The 15,475-nt window shown below is 44.1% G+C and carries 12 protein-coding genes; 1 reads left to right on the top strand and 11 read right to left on the bottom strand.

Annotated elements, in window-relative coordinates; all coding sequences use genetic code 11:
• Nucleotides 1-339: 339 nt before the first annotated feature.
• The 4 genes from IE165_RS07345 to IE165_RS07330 all read right to left on the bottom strand — a co-directional run bounded on the left by IE165_RS07345 (nucleotide 340) and on the right by IE165_RS07330 (nucleotide 3,185).
• On the bottom strand, nucleotides 340-1,437 hold the full coding sequence (locus IE165_RS07345) for a TlpA disulfide reductase family protein (RefSeq protein WP_189625952.1): 1,098 nt from the start codon (nucleotides 1,435-1,437) through the stop codon (nucleotides 340-342).
• A 347-nt stretch (nucleotides 1,438-1,784) separates the two neighbouring features.
• On the bottom strand, nucleotides 1,785-2,327 hold the full coding sequence (locus IE165_RS07340; protein WP_189625951.1) for an RNA polymerase sigma factor: 543 nt from the start codon (nucleotides 2,325-2,327) through the stop codon (nucleotides 1,785-1,787).
• Nucleotides 2,328-2,338: 11 nt separating this feature from the next.
• Nucleotides 2,339-2,665, bottom strand: a complete 327-nt coding sequence (locus IE165_RS07335; protein ID WP_189625950.1) for a DUF6249 domain-containing protein — start codon at nucleotides 2,663-2,665, stop codon at nucleotides 2,339-2,341.
• A 232-nt stretch (nucleotides 2,666-2,897) separates the two neighbouring features.
• Nucleotides 2,898-3,185: an antibiotic biosynthesis monooxygenase family protein gene (locus IE165_RS07330; protein WP_189625949.1), complete on the bottom strand. Its 288-nt coding sequence runs from the start codon at nucleotides 3,183-3,185 to the stop codon at nucleotides 2,898-2,900.
• A 178-nt stretch (nucleotides 3,186-3,363) separates the two neighbouring features.
• Between IE165_RS07330 and IE165_RS07325 the strand changes: the two genes are divergently transcribed.
• Nucleotides 3,364-4,374 (top strand): erythromycin esterase family protein, encoded by a 1,011-nt coding sequence (locus IE165_RS07325; RefSeq protein ID WP_189625948.1) that lies wholly within the window; start codon nucleotides 3,364-3,366, stop codon nucleotides 4,372-4,374.
• 165 nt (nucleotides 4,375-4,539) lie between these two features.
• On the opposite strand, the gene IE165_RS07320 is transcribed toward IE165_RS07325, so the two are convergent.
• The 7 genes from IE165_RS07320 to IE165_RS07290 form a co-directional block, all read right to left on the bottom strand.
• Nucleotides 4,540-5,538 carry a DUF4466 family protein gene (locus tag IE165_RS07320; protein ID WP_189625947.1) on the bottom strand — a complete coding sequence of 333 codons (999 nt, stop codon included), beginning with the start codon at nucleotides 5,536-5,538 and terminating at the stop codon, nucleotides 4,540-4,542.
• A gap of 24 nt (nucleotides 5,539-5,562) precedes the next feature.
• Complete coding sequence (locus IE165_RS07315; protein ID WP_189625946.1) at nucleotides 5,563-5,973, bottom strand: SGBP N-terminal domain-containing protein; 411 nt, start codon at nucleotides 5,971-5,973, stop codon at nucleotides 5,563-5,565.
• A gap of 30 nt (nucleotides 5,974-6,003) precedes the next feature.
• Complete coding sequence (locus tag IE165_RS07310; RefSeq protein ID WP_189625945.1) at nucleotides 6,004-7,857, bottom strand: RagB/SusD family nutrient uptake outer membrane protein; 1,854 nt, start codon at nucleotides 7,855-7,857, stop codon at nucleotides 6,004-6,006.
• An 11-nt stretch (nucleotides 7,858-7,868) separates the two neighbouring features.
• Nucleotides 7,869-11,063, bottom strand: coding sequence for a SusC/RagA family TonB-linked outer membrane protein (locus IE165_RS07305; protein ID WP_189625944.1), 3,195 nt, complete (start codon nucleotides 11,061-11,063; stop codon nucleotides 7,869-7,871).
• Between the two features lie 53 nt (nucleotides 11,064-11,116).
• Nucleotides 11,117-12,475: an alpha-L-fucosidase gene (locus IE165_RS07300; RefSeq protein ID WP_189625943.1), complete on the bottom strand. Its 1,359-nt coding sequence runs from the start codon at nucleotides 12,473-12,475 to the stop codon at nucleotides 11,117-11,119.
• Nucleotides 12,476-12,662: 187 nt separating this feature from the next.
• Nucleotides 12,663-13,877 (bottom strand): YyaL domain-containing protein, encoded by a 1,215-nt coding sequence (locus IE165_RS07295; RefSeq protein ID WP_189625942.1) that lies wholly within the window; start codon nucleotides 13,875-13,877, stop codon nucleotides 12,663-12,665.
• A gap of 39 nt (nucleotides 13,878-13,916) precedes the next feature.
• Entirely contained in the window at nucleotides 13,917-15,371 is a 1,455-nt protein-coding gene (locus tag IE165_RS07290; protein ID WP_189625941.1) for a BNR-4 repeat-containing protein, read from the bottom strand.
• Nucleotides 15,372-15,475: the final 104 nt, after the last annotated feature.

Here is a 15,475-nt window from a genome sequence, read left to right as displayed (position 1 = left end):
TTCCCATGACTTTAAAGTACGAAAATTCAACCAAATAAAAAAAGAGGCTATCCTTATGAGACGGCCTCTTTTGCATGTTACCAACAAATCATGCTAGCATTTAGAAGCACACGCTACCGATCTAATAACGAGTATTCCATTAAAACCCTCTAATATACGCAGAAATAGAAAATTGCAGATGATTTGTATAAAACCTTGGAAATTCCCACCAAATTGATTTCAGATCGCGGCCTCTTGAATTTACCGGTTTTTTGTGGCCACCATCAATCCCATCCAAGCTCACAATTCCACAAGGATGATCCATAGTATCAACATAGCTTCATATGATGGATGCCTTAATTATTCAATATTTGAAAGTAGTTGGTCAAGATAGTTATAGAAGTCATCCGTTTCACCTGTACATATTTTCAATATGTTTCCGTCTGGAGCAATAACAATTTTTGTAGGAAAGGCAGTTATCTGAAATTTATGCATTAGATCACGTTCTTGCGCATTGTTTAGATATTGCGGCCAGTTTAGCTTATTTTCTCGTATTGCGGATCTCCAGTTTGCTTCTGTATCATTACATGCAATTCCAATAAAATTGATATGGCTGCCATATTTACGAACGTATCGTTTCATTTTTGGCATTCCGGCAATGCAGGGGGCACACCATGAGCCCCAAAAATCCAGGACCACATATTTACTTAACAGATCTTTAAGGTGGATTGACTGCCCCGTAAGATCTTTTAAATTAAAATCAGGTGCAAGCTGACCTTCTTTTAAATATCCTTTCATTTTTAGGCGCTGAGAAACCTTGGTCAGGTATTTGGTGTTCAATAAATCATCATTAAAAAGCTGCATGATATCCGCTATTTCTTCAGTATCTATGTCTCGTAAGTAATTTGCCAATATAAATGCTCCGACTATGTTATCCGTATTCGCATAGACAAATTCTTTAGCAACTTCTTTTTCGATATCTAAAACCCTACTATACAGATTGTTGTAAATTTTTCGTTCTTCTTCCGTTCGTCCTTCCACATAGCTTGAATCAATGATACTTCTGGCCGCTTTAACGAGAGGGTTAAAACGATTCCTGAATTCGTCATATAGGATCTGAGCCCTTGTATCTGTCATCTCCATGTTTGTGCCGTTTACTTCATGGAATTTGGAGTCCAGGCGCACCTTCCCTGCACCAGTAAAAAAATCCCTTTTGGCATATTCATTTGATTTAATTTTGATTGCGACAATCGTTAAAAGTTCCGGGTGCTGCATGTCTCTCTTAAATTGAAATTCCCCATTGGTACACATTAGGGTGTCGATCATGATCCCATCTCCAAAAAGAATCATTAAAGAGTCGGAGGAATCGATCTTACCTTCAACCGTTAACATTTGGGCAAAGATCTTCCCACCCATAATACAGTGAAGTATCATGGTTAAGATGATTAGATTTTTCATAAAGCTTTAGTGTTTAAAAATTAATGTCAAAATGCTATTTATCTGAAATAAAATAAATACAACAAAAAATATTTGCGCTGTTAATACAATACTGGAAAATGGGATGTTGAATGTGTATTGTAAGGATTCCATGAGCAAGTCGAACTTCCAACTGCCTATGGAAATACAAGCAACGAAACATAGGATGCTGAGAATACGATGTTTAGCAAAACATTTGTTTTTCCAATTCTCATGTTTAATCCTATTTAATAGTTCGTTTTCAAAATGATCATTAGGAATAGTCAATTTCCCCTTGGCCATGATACGGGAAAAAAAGATATCACCTGTACGTTCTTTGTCCATAGTTTCTAAAAGTTAGTTTTCATTAAATGCCCGAGAATAGCCAGCATATTCTTGCGCCCCCTATGCAGAAGGGTTTTCACATTAGATTCAGACCATCCCGTGATCACTACTATCTCTTTAATATGCTGTTCATCTAAATAGAATAAGCGCAGTGCTAAACTTTCATTTGCATTTAGCCGATTCAATCCCTCCTGAATCAGAAGATTTTGCTCTTCTTGCTTAATAGCGTTAAACTGGTCTTCGTCCAGTACCTCCGTATCCAATTCTTCGTAAGTTATATTGATGTACTTCTTCTTTTTCTTAAGATACATGAACGCCTCATTCACTACAATACGGTAAAACCACGTGCTGAATTTCGAATTATGCTTGAAAGTTTTAATATTTTTATACGCTTTTATAAAGGCACACTGCACAACTTCCTCCGCCGAAAATTGATCTTTGAGAATTGAACTCGCTATGGAAAATGCCATATCTTTATAAGTTGTAATTATATATTTAAAGGCATCAGCGTTTCCTTCACAAATTTTTTTTATATAGATTTCCTCCACCACGCTATGGATTACTTTCTTTGGACATAATGAGCAACAATTAATGATAGAGCGCCGCTAATGCTCAAAATTCCGATCGGAATAGAACCTGGACCTTTGAGCAGGCCATTCTTTGCTAAAAGCCCAATAAAAAGTAAACCACAACCTAAGCCGAATACGACTATCCCAATTTTTAACCAAGGCATGCTCCGCTTCGCTTTATCTTTTTCTGTATAAAGACCTTTTTCAATTAAGAGGATCTTTTCCTTATGTCTCGCTTTATGTGCGAAATACCAGGTTAGAAAGCCAAACAACAAAAGAATAAATACCAGCGCAATGAACATCATGAGTTTTTCCATATCATTTTTTGTCGATATGATTCATCAATGTGGCAAAAGGTTACAAAAAATAAAAAAAATAGATAGGAAGTCTTCCCTACCCCCTTGAAATAGGCCGGAAACAAGCAGGTAGTAATACCGTATGATTTATGAAGCACGTTAATAATTTTCAAAACTAGTTACGCGATGTCGACGATCTAGTTCCATTTCCGCCCATGTATGTTCATCTTTTAAACCTTATGAAAGTTACATTTTAAACACTTTCGTAGTGTAGAACTTGAGGAAATGGGTCATAATAATGGTGGAGCAAAGATTTCCACGCTTGGTATTGTGGCGACCTACGAAATCCAATTTCGTGTGCTTCTATCGAAACCCACTCAACCAATAGAATGTATTGATTTTCAATTTCTAAACATTTTTTAAGCGAATGGTTCAGATAACCATCGATAGCAGATATGTAAGCGACTGCCTTTTCAAAATCAAGTTCAAATTCTTCCGATTTACCGCTTTTAACATTTAGTACTGCGACTTCTAAGACCATTATATTGCATTTAAAGTATTGGATATCTAATTATATTTTTTTGAACACTTTTCCGGCATCACTAGCTTTTATAGATTGATGGTATCTTTCCACATAACCGATCTGGGAGCTTTGTCCAAAAATTTTATGGAAAAATAAACCTTTTTCTATCATATAATCAAACTATTTAAATATACCAATGAAATTTTTTACAACAGCTTTATCAACATTCATCCTGCTTCTTCAATTTGGAATCTGTATTGCTCAGACATTTTCTAAAGAGGATTATGATAAGATACTAGATAAAACAGAACGTCACGCCATAATTGGATTGGGCGAAGCTGAACATTTTTACAAAGGATATTACCAAGCAAAAGTTGAAGTGATTAAACATTTGATTCGTAATAAAGCAATAGATGTTATTGTTCTTGAAGCATCTATGAACGCAACTGCTCTTTTAAATGATTATATCAATGGAAACCGTACAATTAATTTAGCACGAACATTGGCTGCGCTTAACGAGCCATATAGCTTACAAGGAGCAGGTCTTTTTAATTGTTCAGAAATTGTAGAATTTATTGAATGGCTTAGCGATTACAACCATAGTCATAGCAAAACAATACAGTTGGTGGGTATGGATTTTCAAAATTATTCCTTACCACTTGAGAAATTAAAGACGCATGCTTCAGAGCATCAAGCCGATAGGATCAACCAAACTAAAGCGTTACTGGATAGTTCAATGCGTGCTATCATCGATAGTAATGTGATGATTATAACCTCTCAAACATGGCTAAAGCGTTTACAACATGCCCAAAGAAATGTAAAAGATTTAAAGAAAGAAATGGAAAACGATGCAAATCTCATCTTGTTCCGTGAACTTGAACAGTTTACCACGTTATGGGATAATCCGATGTTTCCTAGGGATTCTATGATGTATGAAAATTTGATTACCCATATTGATGAAAAATCGAAAGTCTTGATTTGGGCAGCTAATTTTCATCTTGAAAAAGATCCCTTTTTTAAGGGGCCAAAGAAATTGGGAGTATTTTTGCAAGAGAAATACCGGAAAAAGTATGGCGTTATCGGTGTTTCGGATCAAACTAACACATACGGGAACAAGTTGATTAACCCGCCGGTCGATCAACTGGCTGATAAATATGAGATGATCCTCAATGTACCAAAAGGTGAACAGTGCAAAATAATAAATTAGCATTTTTACAAGAGCCTTGCTAAGTTTTTATCTCCATGCGCCAATAGGAGGTTCTTCTGTTGCTTGGAAGCGGTCGTCAATACCTGCTGCTCCGCAAGGAGCAGCAGGTATAACAACTAATTACAGCGGCGATAGCGAACTCATTCTGTTCATCGCAAGAAAGGGCTACATCCTATAGCGTTTGATACTTAGCACCGCACTTTTCCCGGCATCATTCACTGAATTTAGGTAAACAAAAGCTCTGTACTTACGATCTGTAGTCTCTATCCAAACGCCAGATTGCGCTTTCATGTTTATCGCGTAATTCGGTGCAGCTTGAAGATCGATACTTTTAAAATCTTCATCATCCAGATAAACAAACGTATTGTTGCCCGTCACGTTGGGCTCCAGCTGGATATCGCGAATGTTCCAAGCCTTAAGAATCTTGGCATCACGTCGAACACCAGCAGGTAAGATGAGCCCTGGACGGTAGATTGCGTCGGCAGCCGGAGCGATCAAAGCATGACCAAAGGTAATGCCGGGAATGGTCCTGTGGAGATAAACCAGATCTATCGCCTCGGAACGGGAACTCGCGTCCGTAGCATTGTACGCTTTCATATCTTCAATAGAAATAAAACTTTGCTGACCATCGGCAACACTGATGTTCAAGGCCCTTTCCATGCGGCGTATTTTGTAGGGCCCCATGTTATAGGATACGGTTTGTCCGTTGCTGCTGGTTGCCGAAAAGACAAAAGACACCTCTTGATCCACAGACGCTAAGGAAGGTCTGTAAAAGAATCTCAGCGTAGCTGCATTGGTATCTAAACTGAAATTAACCTTAGTCGTCAGCCCTTCGTTCGTGGATGGTTCCGTGACGATGACTCCGACGTCCTGCCCGTTATCGTCCGTATGGTACGAGTGACGGTCTATATAGGTTTCCGAAGCCCCGGCAATAGATGCCTCCACTTGGGCAGAAACAAGCTTCCCTTCACTTTTCTGAATGGCAATGGCATACATAAACTCCATATCCACACCCGGCATATTTGGGCCGTTTGACTTCTTTATACAGTCGTTCTGCAACCCACTTTCCGGTACCGGTACCTGATACTCTTCCTGCTTACATCCCGTTATGTATAACACCACTAGTGCTATTACTGCAGTTCTATAAGATAATATTTTCATCATAATTAGTAATCTTTAAATTAGATATTAAGGTGTCGGTTGCTGTACGGTAAGGTTTACCGTGTAGGTCTTGCGAATCTTCCGATTTCCCGAAATGACGGTCCACTGCAGCGGCGAGGCGAGATTGGAAAAGTCGACGAATCCGGTAATCTTCGGCTCTAATTTGGCATCGGTCACCAGCGAAAACTGCGGGTAAAGTCGGCTTAGATCGGTGCCGAAATGTACTTCTACGTCTATAGTCTGTGCCACGGTATCCACCACGGCAACTTTTGTCCTGACGGTCTGGAAATCTGAGCCAAGGATCTCGAAGCTGCCAACATAAGCGCTGGTGCGGGTTGTGATTAATAAGCCATCTTCATCTATCGGGTATTCTTCACTACATTTCGTAAGGAAGATCGATGTCAAAATTAGCAAGAAGGTGTATTGATATTTTCTCATGATTGTCAATATTAAGGTGATCATATTATGCTATAAAAATGGCCAATTTTGTGTCAGATTGGGATTACGGTCACGCTCGGACTCCGGTATGCGCAGAATATAGCACTGCTGATAGACGCGCTCGCTAGCATTTTGGAAATAGGTGGTCACGCTGTTTCCCCAGCTGTTGGTCGTCGTACGTCCAGGACCATAAGGCTCTCCCCAGAACGCCTCGATCTTGCGCCACCGGCGGATATCAAAAAAACGGTGCCCTTCACCAACAAGCTCAATGATCCGCTCCTGCTCGATGGCATCAAAAAACGTTGTTCTATCGGCATATTTTTCCGGTTTGAGTCCGGGCAGGTTTCCCCTTGCGCGAATCTTATTTACAAGATCCACAGCGTCGGGCTGTGGCCCATAAGCCTCATTGGATGCTTCGGCATACATCAGGTAAACATCGGCAAGCCTGATGACCGGCCAAGTATAGTTCCCTTCTTCACGCCCCTGTCCCGGGTAGTTGCGCACAAATTTCCGGAACAGCAAACCTGAATTTGTGCCCGAGTTGTAACGGATGGTCGTAAATTGCTGACCGCCAATATTTACCACCCCTCCCTGATTTTGATACACCATTGGAAAAAAACGGGTGGACTGCAATGCCGTCATTCCCTGCATCACTTCGTACTCCCAAACAATGGTGGCCTTCATGCGATAATCACGATTGGCGTAGCTCTGTGGGTTTAGCGCCGAATTTGTTCTTGTGCGTGCGTCAGGCACGTTATTCGGATTGAGCCGTACCATCTCTGGAAGAAAGTCTCCGGTGATCGTTGACTGATAACGATCGGCAATCCAGTAAGATGGAGATATGTTTACTTCAGCGTTCTCGGTGTCTCTGTTACCAAAATCGCGCATCATCTTTTCGCTCAGCCCCGAGCCGATTCCACCATGTGTAAAGCCGATCAGGTTCTCATTGGCATTGTTGGCGGTTGGTAGGAACAAGTAATAATAATTTGGAAGCTTATCCGCTTTGCCCAAAGCATCTGTTTCCCCCGGCTCTCCGTTACGGAACAAGGTGAGTCCGAACTCCGTAATAACCCGCTTGAAATCTACTGCTGCCGCGCGGAATGCCGCCTCTGCTTTGGAGCTGCTGGGCTCGAAAGTATCTAATTCGGGCCAACCATGTTTATTCCAGCTGCCCCAAAATAAATTGACCTTTCCACGTAGCGCCAAGGCTGCAGGACGGCTCATGCGGTCGGGCTGCAATGGGGTGATGGGAAGCTTCTCGATGGCATAGTCTAGATCAGCCAAGATACGGTTCTTGATTTCTTCAATCGGCGTTCTAGCAATCTCAGCGACCTGCGCATTATCGGTTATCGTTTCATCAAGGTAGGGAACATCACCCCACATACTGATAAGCCTGAAGTAAACCAGTGCTTTCATCATCTTTGCTTCCGCAATGATAATCTCCAGGTTTTCCACCGATGCGGGATAACGAGGTAGCATCTTGGTAACATTATCAATAACGTAATTGGCCCTATTTACTCCACCGAAAAGAAACCGGTACATGTTATCAAATGCAGAGCCATATCCATGCGGATTATAGTGGCCATTAGCATTTCCAGTGTAATAGGCCAGTCCGGCCGTAAATGTTCCAGAGGAAAGACTGCTTACCGACCTCGTACGCACATACTCTCCCATCCCATCATAAAAATAATCCTTGTTAAATAGCGGTTTTATATTGGCATACATGCCCATCAAACCGCTAGTAGCGTCGGCTTCGTTCTGCCAAAACACCTTTGCGTCCAGCTCTGTAGTTGCCTGCTGGTCTAGTAGGTCCTTCCTACAGGAGCCGAAGAACACGGGTACAGCAATAAATAACCGAACAACCACACTATATATAGTTTTCATATCTATCGTTTTTAAAGGTTAATATTTAAGCCAAGTGAAAATGCTTTGACCAAGGGGTACACATCGTTCATGCTACCTGTGGACTCTGGGTCCAATCCACGGTACGAGGTAAATGTGTGTAGATTCTCCGCAGAGAGGAATATTCTGAAGCTGTTCAACTTCGCACGACTCAGCAGAGCGGGCGAAACGTTGTATCCTACCTGCACATTCCGAACCCGCAAGTAGCTTAGATTGTCCAGCCAAAAGCTCGTGGTGCTCACATTCGATCCCGCTCCGTTGAGTCGCGGCCACTCACCATCCCTATTCTCTACGCTCCAAGGCTTTTCCCAATGATCCCAAGAAGCAGCATAACGCGGACCGATGTCCAGCACATTATACTGCGTCAGCCAAAAATCCTTCCTGCCGGCTGCTCCCTGTAACTGAAAATTCAGATCAAAGCCCTTGTAGCTGAAGCTCGCGTTCAACGCAAAATTGGTATGGGGCATACTGCGCTGGACATTAGGATAAGCTTTTTGATCATTTCCATCGATACGACCGTCACCATTCAGATCCAAGCGGATGAGGTCGCCCGGGGCAATATCTTGCGGAGTGGCGTTATATACATCCTGCCAATCTTTAGCGATTCCGATATCTTCATAACTGTAGAGGAAGCCATATGGCATATCGATGAAGGTTTGGCCACGTAAAAGCTGTTGTCCCCAATTCTCTAGCCTATTTCGGTTGTAGGAGGCATTTAGGTTCAACCTATAAGAAAAATCCCCCTTCTTTTCTGTCCAAGTCAGATTTCCTTCGATCCCCTTGTTCCGCATCTGTCCGATATTATGGCGGGGCGCCCTATACATACCAGAAATATGCATGGAAATGTCGAAATTCTCGGCCATGCCCTTTGTCACTCGGTCATAATAGTCGAACTCTGCAGACAGCCGATTGTTGAGTACCACGAAGTCCAAGCCGATGTTGAATACGTTGGTTTTCTCCCAGCTAAAAGCGCGATTTATTAGACGGTCGTTTCCGAACCCCCTGTATATCGTTGCCGACCCCGTGGTATTCAATAGGTAGTTGTACTGCGTCAGGACTTCGCGTTGTTCGTACAGATTGGTGACAATATTGTTGTTCCCCAAGCTTCCATAACTTCCACGAAGCTTTCCGCTCTCGATGCCGATATTTTTGAGCGCCTGAAGGAAACTCTCTTCAGTAAAACGCCAGCCAACAGATGCCGAAGGAAAAAAGCCCCACTGATGCCCCGGATAAAACTTCGAAGAGCCATCATACCTAAAATTTGCCTCTAATAGATATTTCTGAAAAGCACTGTAGTTTAGGCGTCCTATATACGAACGAAGGCCTTCTTTTGATGAGCTGCCCGTAGCAACTTGTGTGGTTGGCAGCGCCGCGTTCAACTCCTCCAAGGAAGGGTGCAAACGGTCGAGGCGAGAGCCAAACTGATTGCGCGTGTGCCAAAACTCCTCACTGTAGACACCAAGAATGGTCATCTCATGGTCGGGCGTAATCTCCTTATTGTAGCTTATCCTTGCACTGGCCATGGTCTTGTAATTGCTGGAGGTTGTATTCTCTACCCCAGCATTATCGAGTACATAGTAACGCCCGGTCATCCTATTTTGCTGAAAATTATAGGCCTGATTGGGGATATCTGCTTTCACGGTAAATTGATCTCCATAATTCAGGGAGTAATCGATACTTCCCTTTAAGCCCTCGACAGGCTCCCAGTTCACGAAGAAAACGCCATTGAATTGCTTTTGGTTTCTCTTTGAAATCTCATTGTTATAAACGGAAAGCGGATTGAAAACCTGAATATCTTCACCATATGCCATGGCTCCTCCATAATATCCGGTTACTGGGTCGTATGGTGTGATACCCGCTACGGCAAAGCGTAGGTCATATCCGCCAGTGCCCCTACTCCCTCCGGTGAAACCAGCATCGATCGGAAATTTGTAGTCGGACCAGTCTCCATTGATCTTCGCTCCCAGGTTGATATTTTTACGGATCTTGTAGTCATAGTTTACACGCGCATTGTATCGTTTGAAATCATTGCCTACCTGTAGACCACGTTCATCCAGCACGCCTGCAGAAATATAGAAGTTCGAGACATCGTTGCCCCCATTGGCGGAAATATTGTAATTCTGCTGCACGCCATCCCTAATGACAAGGTCGAACCAGTCTGTGTTGGGATAATTGAGCGGGTCGATCATGCCTAGGGCCATCCACTCCTCGATAGTACCATAACGATACCTGGCATTGTTGTAAGAATTGCGCATGGACTCCGCGTTGCGAAACACCATTAGCGAGCGAGGATAATCGGCCATAAATCCAATAGCGTTCGTCGGCTTTTGCGTGGCCAAGCTCATATTGAAAGTTAGCGTAGGCTTTTTTCCGGCACCAGATTTCGTCGTGATCAGGATAACACCATTCGAGGCACGCGATCCGTAGACCGATGAAGAGGCCGCGTCCTTGAGCACCGAGACGCTTTCGATGTCCTGCATATTCAACCTGTTGATATTCACGTCGGGCATGCCGTCTACCACAATCAATGGACCGCTATCGCCGTTCACTGTACCCAAGCCACGAACAAGCAAGCGCGAATTGTTGTTTCCCGCCATGCCACTAGATTGGTTGACGGCCAGTCCGGGGAGCAGTCCGTTCAAGGCGGTAGAGACGTTGGATATCGCCCGGCTGTTGACCTTCTCATCGAAAGTCACACTTGCGACGGCACCAGTCAGATTGACCTTCTTTTGTGTGCCATAGCCGACCACGACGACCTCATCAATGGCCGAGACATCGGGATACAGGGTAACGTTTAGCACTGTCTGTCCTTCGCCAAAAGGCTGAGCTAAATCTAAAAAGCCGATCGAAGTAAAATCTAGCGTTCCTATTTTGTTGGGCACCTCGATGACAAAATTTCCATCGACATCACTTACCGCCGTTACATTGCCCCCTCGAAGGCGTATGCCTACACCGGACAGTGCATTGCCCGCATCATCCGTGACACGTCCTCGGATACGTATGGTCTGTTGATCGTACAGATGAACGCACGCTGTATTCAAAATGTCGTGGGTCTTTCCGCGCACATTGCTCTCGATGCCCGGTGCTAGAGCATTGCTTTCATGAGCGATCAGACCGATACTGTGGAAGATAAGCCACGAACCAGCCCCCAGCTTACCGAGCCAAAGCTTCGTTGTTGTATACATCATATGTTTATTGAATTGGTTTATGTTGGATTATTAGTTTGTTCCCACTAGGGATGCTACTCCCTTGGAGAAGCTTTAAACAGTCCCATTTCAGCAAGCTGAACGGGTTGCAGCGCTTTATTGATCGTTAATCTAATCTTACGGGTATTGGTGAGCGGCACTTTTAATAAACGCTTGTATCCTATCGTGGTGAATTTCGTCAGCTGTCGCCAAGTGCTACCGTCCCAATATTCGATATGCCCGTCCACACTGCGCTGTCCTTGGGCTATATTCTCTTGCAAAAGGATCCGATCAAAAGAAACGTCCTGTTTCAAATCCATTTCAAAAGCAATGCCCTCGCTCAGCACGACATAGCTATTCAGATGCCTATCGCTCAGTGCGCGGTCGACTTTCCCGCTGGCGAGATCGGTTTTGAAGGTTTCATCCAGTATGGCGCGATAAGCATATAGATTGGCCACATCCTTTTCGGAAAAGGTGCCCCTTTTGTTTGGCGGTATGTTGAGCAACAACAAGCTGTTACGGCCTACCGAACTGTAGTAAAGGTCTACCAAATTTTGTGGGGAGCGCACCAGCTCATCCTCTTCGCTATGGTAGAACCACCCTGGACGAATTGAAACATCCGTTTCAGTGGGGATCCATAGTCCGCCACTGGGATCTCCGACATTCAGGTATGCGGGCGACATCTTTCCCGGCGCATTCTCCGGTTTGATATTTATTGTTGACCACATCGTCTCCCCAGCTATCCCTTTTTCGTTGCCTACCCATCTGACGTCTGGGCCCACGTCTGAAAACATGACAGCGTTGGGCTGCAGTTCGCGTACCAGCGCCCAATAGTCCACGAAATCGTATTCCATATCTACCGCCTTCTTATCTTTGGCGCCGTCGAACCATACCTCGGCAATTTCACCATAGTTGGTCAAAAGCTCCCTGAGCTGGTTTTTGTAAAAGGAATTGTACGCAGGGGTACCATATGTAGGATGGTTTTGGTCCCATGGAGATAGGTAAAATCCAAATTGTAAACCATAAGTGCGGCAGGCCTGCTCGATCTCCCTTACGACATCGCCTTGACCGCTCTTCCATGGGCTTTTTTTCACCGAATGATCAGTATAAGCCGTTGGCCAAAGACAAAAACCATCGTGATGTTTTGCCGTAATAATTGCCATCTTGAAACCTGTCTCTTTCAAGACCCTGATCATTTTATCGGCATCAAAACCCACAGGATTGAAGATAGCAGGGTCTTCAGTCCCGTCTCCCCACTCTTTTCCGGTATACGTGTTTACAGTAAAATGTATAAAAGCCGTAGTTTCCAATTTTTGCCACTCCAGCTGTATTTTATTAGGAACAGGCAAGTCCTGCGCTTTGATACCCAGCCCAAGGCTGCACAAAAGCAATGTTTTCGTTAGGTATTTTTTCATAATTTTTTTTGTTCATTCTCCTTACGGTTCATCAGATCGTGTTCTCGATTTAAATTACCCTCATGAGCTTAGCACGCGAAGGACGCGCGAAGCAATCTATCCACAGGTAAATTATCGGGCAAGTCCGACAGCCGCACGGGCGGATGCCAACCCCAAAGCAGACTGGTATTTGACTTGCATAACAGTCTCATTTTAATGCATGGTAGTAGTCTTTATAACGCATCAAAGCCTCGACATAGTAATAATCTGCGTAGGTCAGCGGAACGTCCACTTCACTATTATGCGGTATAGAACCGACACTATGTTTTAGCAGAAAACCTCCGTTGGTGCCATGCTTTGCTGTGTAGCGGTCGGTAGACAAGTTATACAGAATTTGCTCGGCCGTTTCCCTGTAGTACCGAGAGAGCTTGCCTTTCACCATTGTCGACAGTTCGAGTAGCGCCGAGGCGGTCAATGAAGCTGTTGAGGCATCTCGGTAATCAGCATATTTCCCATATTTACTATCAGCAGGAAGATCCGGCGCATCGTAATCCCAATAAGTGATCAAGTCTTTTGGCATATTGGGATGCTTAAGCATATAGCTAGCGATCTTTTTGGCGAATGCCAGATACTTCCTATCGCCCGTATCTCTATACATCATCGTATATCCATACAGACCCCATGCCTGCCCGCGTGCCCATGCCGACTCATCAAAGGCCCCTTGATTTGTTTTTTTCTTTATTACATTTCCTGTTTTGGGATCATAATCTACCACATGGTAACAGCTATAATCTCTCCGGTAGTGGTTCCGCATGGTGGTATTGGCGTGCATAACGGAAATGTCGGCAAAGCGCTTATCACCGCTTAACCGGGAAGCACTGTTCAGAAATTCAAGGTTCATCATATTGTCAATGATCACCGGGAAGTTATCGAAGTCCCAAGAGCGTATAGCCTTGGTGATAGGACTATAACGCGTGGCCAAAGATTCCGCGCCCTTCAGAAGGATCTCCCTATACGCCGCCGTATCGCCCGTGATCCGCATTGCATTGCCAAAGCTGCAGTATAGCATAAAGCCCAGATCGTGTGTGGTCGTATTATACTTCTCCTTTTCGAGCAGCAGCAGTTTTTGCTTGGCCATGCGAAGCAATGACTGCTCTCCGGAATATTCGTATAAATAGAGAAGGGTTCCGGGATAGAAGCCCGATGTCCACCAGCCCGATTCCGAATCGAAATTCTTGCCCTTATCAAAAGTTTTGGGCAGCATTCCATCAGCTGAGCGATCCGCGAGCACTTTAATCTGTTCTACGGCCAGCTGTAAACAGGCGTCCGCCCTCTCTATGCTGAATTTTTCCTGCGCATGAACCAGCTCAGTAGGCAAGATCATCGCTATAAAAAAGAGTATTAAAAGATGTAATTTTTTCATGGTTTATTTATTTTGGTATTGCCTAAATGTTAACGCCAGCTACCTCAACTTTTCGGGGGTTAGGAATTCTGTAGTCCCGCTACTTGGAAGCCTGAAAACTTCGCCCTTCCTGTTGGTAAAATAGATGTAGGATTTCGACTCCTTCCGACCATCCCCATCTGCCCATAGGCCGTAGAAGTCTCCGCTGGCATTGTTTGGCCGTCGAACGTAGCTGTGGTTACGCGCACTTTTCCTTGTCAATAGCTTTTCACGGGTCCAACGGCTACCAGCATCCTTGCTAACCCAGGCGGCAATCTCTCCTCCGGGGTTGAACGCCTGCGGACCGGTTTCTGTTGGTCCAATGATGCGCAACTTACCGTTGCCTTCGTTATAGATGGAGCCCATATCGTAATTGCTGTCCGAAGAGGTAACTACAGTATTAATCCACTTACGAGATTTCTGTTCCAAATGAAACAGGTGCCAGTCCCGTGTTCCGTTCTGCGGACCAGGCTGCGGACCTTTGCTGGTAACCGAGAGAATCAACGGATTGCCCTTTTCATCGAAATTGATGTCCAACAGGTAGTTGTTGAGCTTATCGGTCGTAAAATCCTGCACGAGCGCAATATTCTCGCGCTCGGTCAACGGGCCGTCCAGCAATTGTTGGTCTACGGTGTGCCAAGACTGTCCCCAGTCCGAGCTCTCCAAATAATAGAGATTAGTTCGGTAGTCGAGCCCCTTACCATTAGGATGAAAATCAAAAGCGACACCAATCTTATTGCCTGCCAACGCGCTCACTTGGTAGTGCCCGCCTTCAATATTTGCCAATACCTTCCACTCATCCCAATTTTTGCCATCTTTACTGGTATTGTAACCGATTACGCGGCGGTGTTTGGCATCGTACCTAGAAAAAAGCGCTAGGAAGCCCTTATTTTTATCATGATACACCTGAAAATAGGAGAAATTGGTAAATGGCTTTTTAACGCCTCCGACCAGTTCCGTCGCCTCGACCAGCTCGAACTCCTCGATGTCATATGGTCTTTTCGAGCGGGAGATGTAAGAGGGCCTCTCCACACCATGCGAGGTAGAAAATATCCATACGTATCCCTCCGCATCGATGGATATTACTGGATTGTCATGTGCATCAACGGTCTTCTTGTCAAGCACGATAGTCGGATTGGCGACTTTCTTTGTACGATGGTCATAATAGGACACGCTGTGCAGCAGCGTACTATTGTTCTCGTCCGTACCTCCATAACAGAAGAATGTCTTGTTAGCCTCTTTAACGTATATCGCAAACGGCCTGTGATTAGCAGGATAAGTTCCTAGACCACCACTGTACTTAAATGCGTATTCATTTCCCGTTGGCTGGATCATATACCAGATACCTTTAAATCCGTTAGCTTTCGTATTTAAAATAGTCTTGGCAACAGGTTTTGATTGCTGTGCGACCACGCAATAGCTAAAAAAAATTAGCAAAAACGAGGTAAAATGGGTTAATGTAAGAGGTAATTTCATAGTGTTTAAATTCGTTAGCGGCTTTATAAAAATGGTAATAAGCTACAGAAAACCGAAAGGTCTCCCATTACACGTTAGTCATAAACAACCAACATAAAAACTCC

The organism is Sphingobacterium griseoflavum (assembly GCF_014653155.1).
GTDB lineage: Bacteria > Bacteroidota > Bacteroidia > Sphingobacteriales > Sphingobacteriaceae > Sphingobacterium > Sphingobacterium griseoflavum.
This window is presented reverse-complemented; position numbering and strand designations above follow the sequence as displayed.

Excerpts from the sequence above, each read along its gene's own strand:
- IE165_RS07345 (WP_189625952.1), bottom strand. The coding sequence starts at position 1,437 with ATGAAAAATCTAATCATCTTAACCATGATACTTCACTGTATTATGGGT.
- IE165_RS07335 (WP_189625950.1), bottom strand. The coding sequence starts at position 2,665 with ATGGAAAAACTCATGATGTTCATTGCGCTGGTATTTATTCTTTTGTTG.
- IE165_RS07330 (WP_189625949.1), bottom strand. The coding sequence starts at position 3,185 with ATGGTCTTAGAAGTCGCAGTACTAAATGTTAAAAGCGGTAAATCGGAA.
- IE165_RS07325 (WP_189625948.1), top strand. The coding sequence starts at position 3,364 with ATGAAATTTTTTACAACAGCTTTATCAACATTCATCCTGCTTCTTCAA.
- IE165_RS07320 (WP_189625947.1), bottom strand. The coding sequence starts at position 5,538 with ATGATGAAAATATTATCTTATAGAACTGCAGTAATAGCACTAGTGGTG.
- IE165_RS07315 (WP_189625946.1), bottom strand. The coding sequence starts at position 5,973 with ATGAGAAAATATCAATACACCTTCTTGCTAATTTTGACATCGATCTTC.
- IE165_RS07310 (WP_189625945.1), bottom strand. The coding sequence starts at position 7,857 with ATGAAAACTATATATAGTGTGGTTGTTCGGTTATTTATTGCTGTACCC.
- IE165_RS07305 (WP_189625944.1), bottom strand. The coding sequence starts at position 11,063 with ATGATGTATACAACAACGAAGCTTTGGCTCGGTAAGCTGGGGGCTGGT.
- IE165_RS07300 (WP_189625943.1), bottom strand. The coding sequence starts at position 12,475 with ATGAAAAAATACCTAACGAAAACATTGCTTTTGTGCAGCCTTGGGCTG.
- IE165_RS07295 (WP_189625942.1), bottom strand. The coding sequence starts at position 13,877 with ATGAAAAAATTACATCTTTTAATACTCTTTTTTATAGCGATGATCTTG.
- IE165_RS07290 (WP_189625941.1), bottom strand. The coding sequence starts at position 15,371 with ATGAAATTACCTCTTACATTAACCCATTTTACCTCGTTTTTGCTAATT.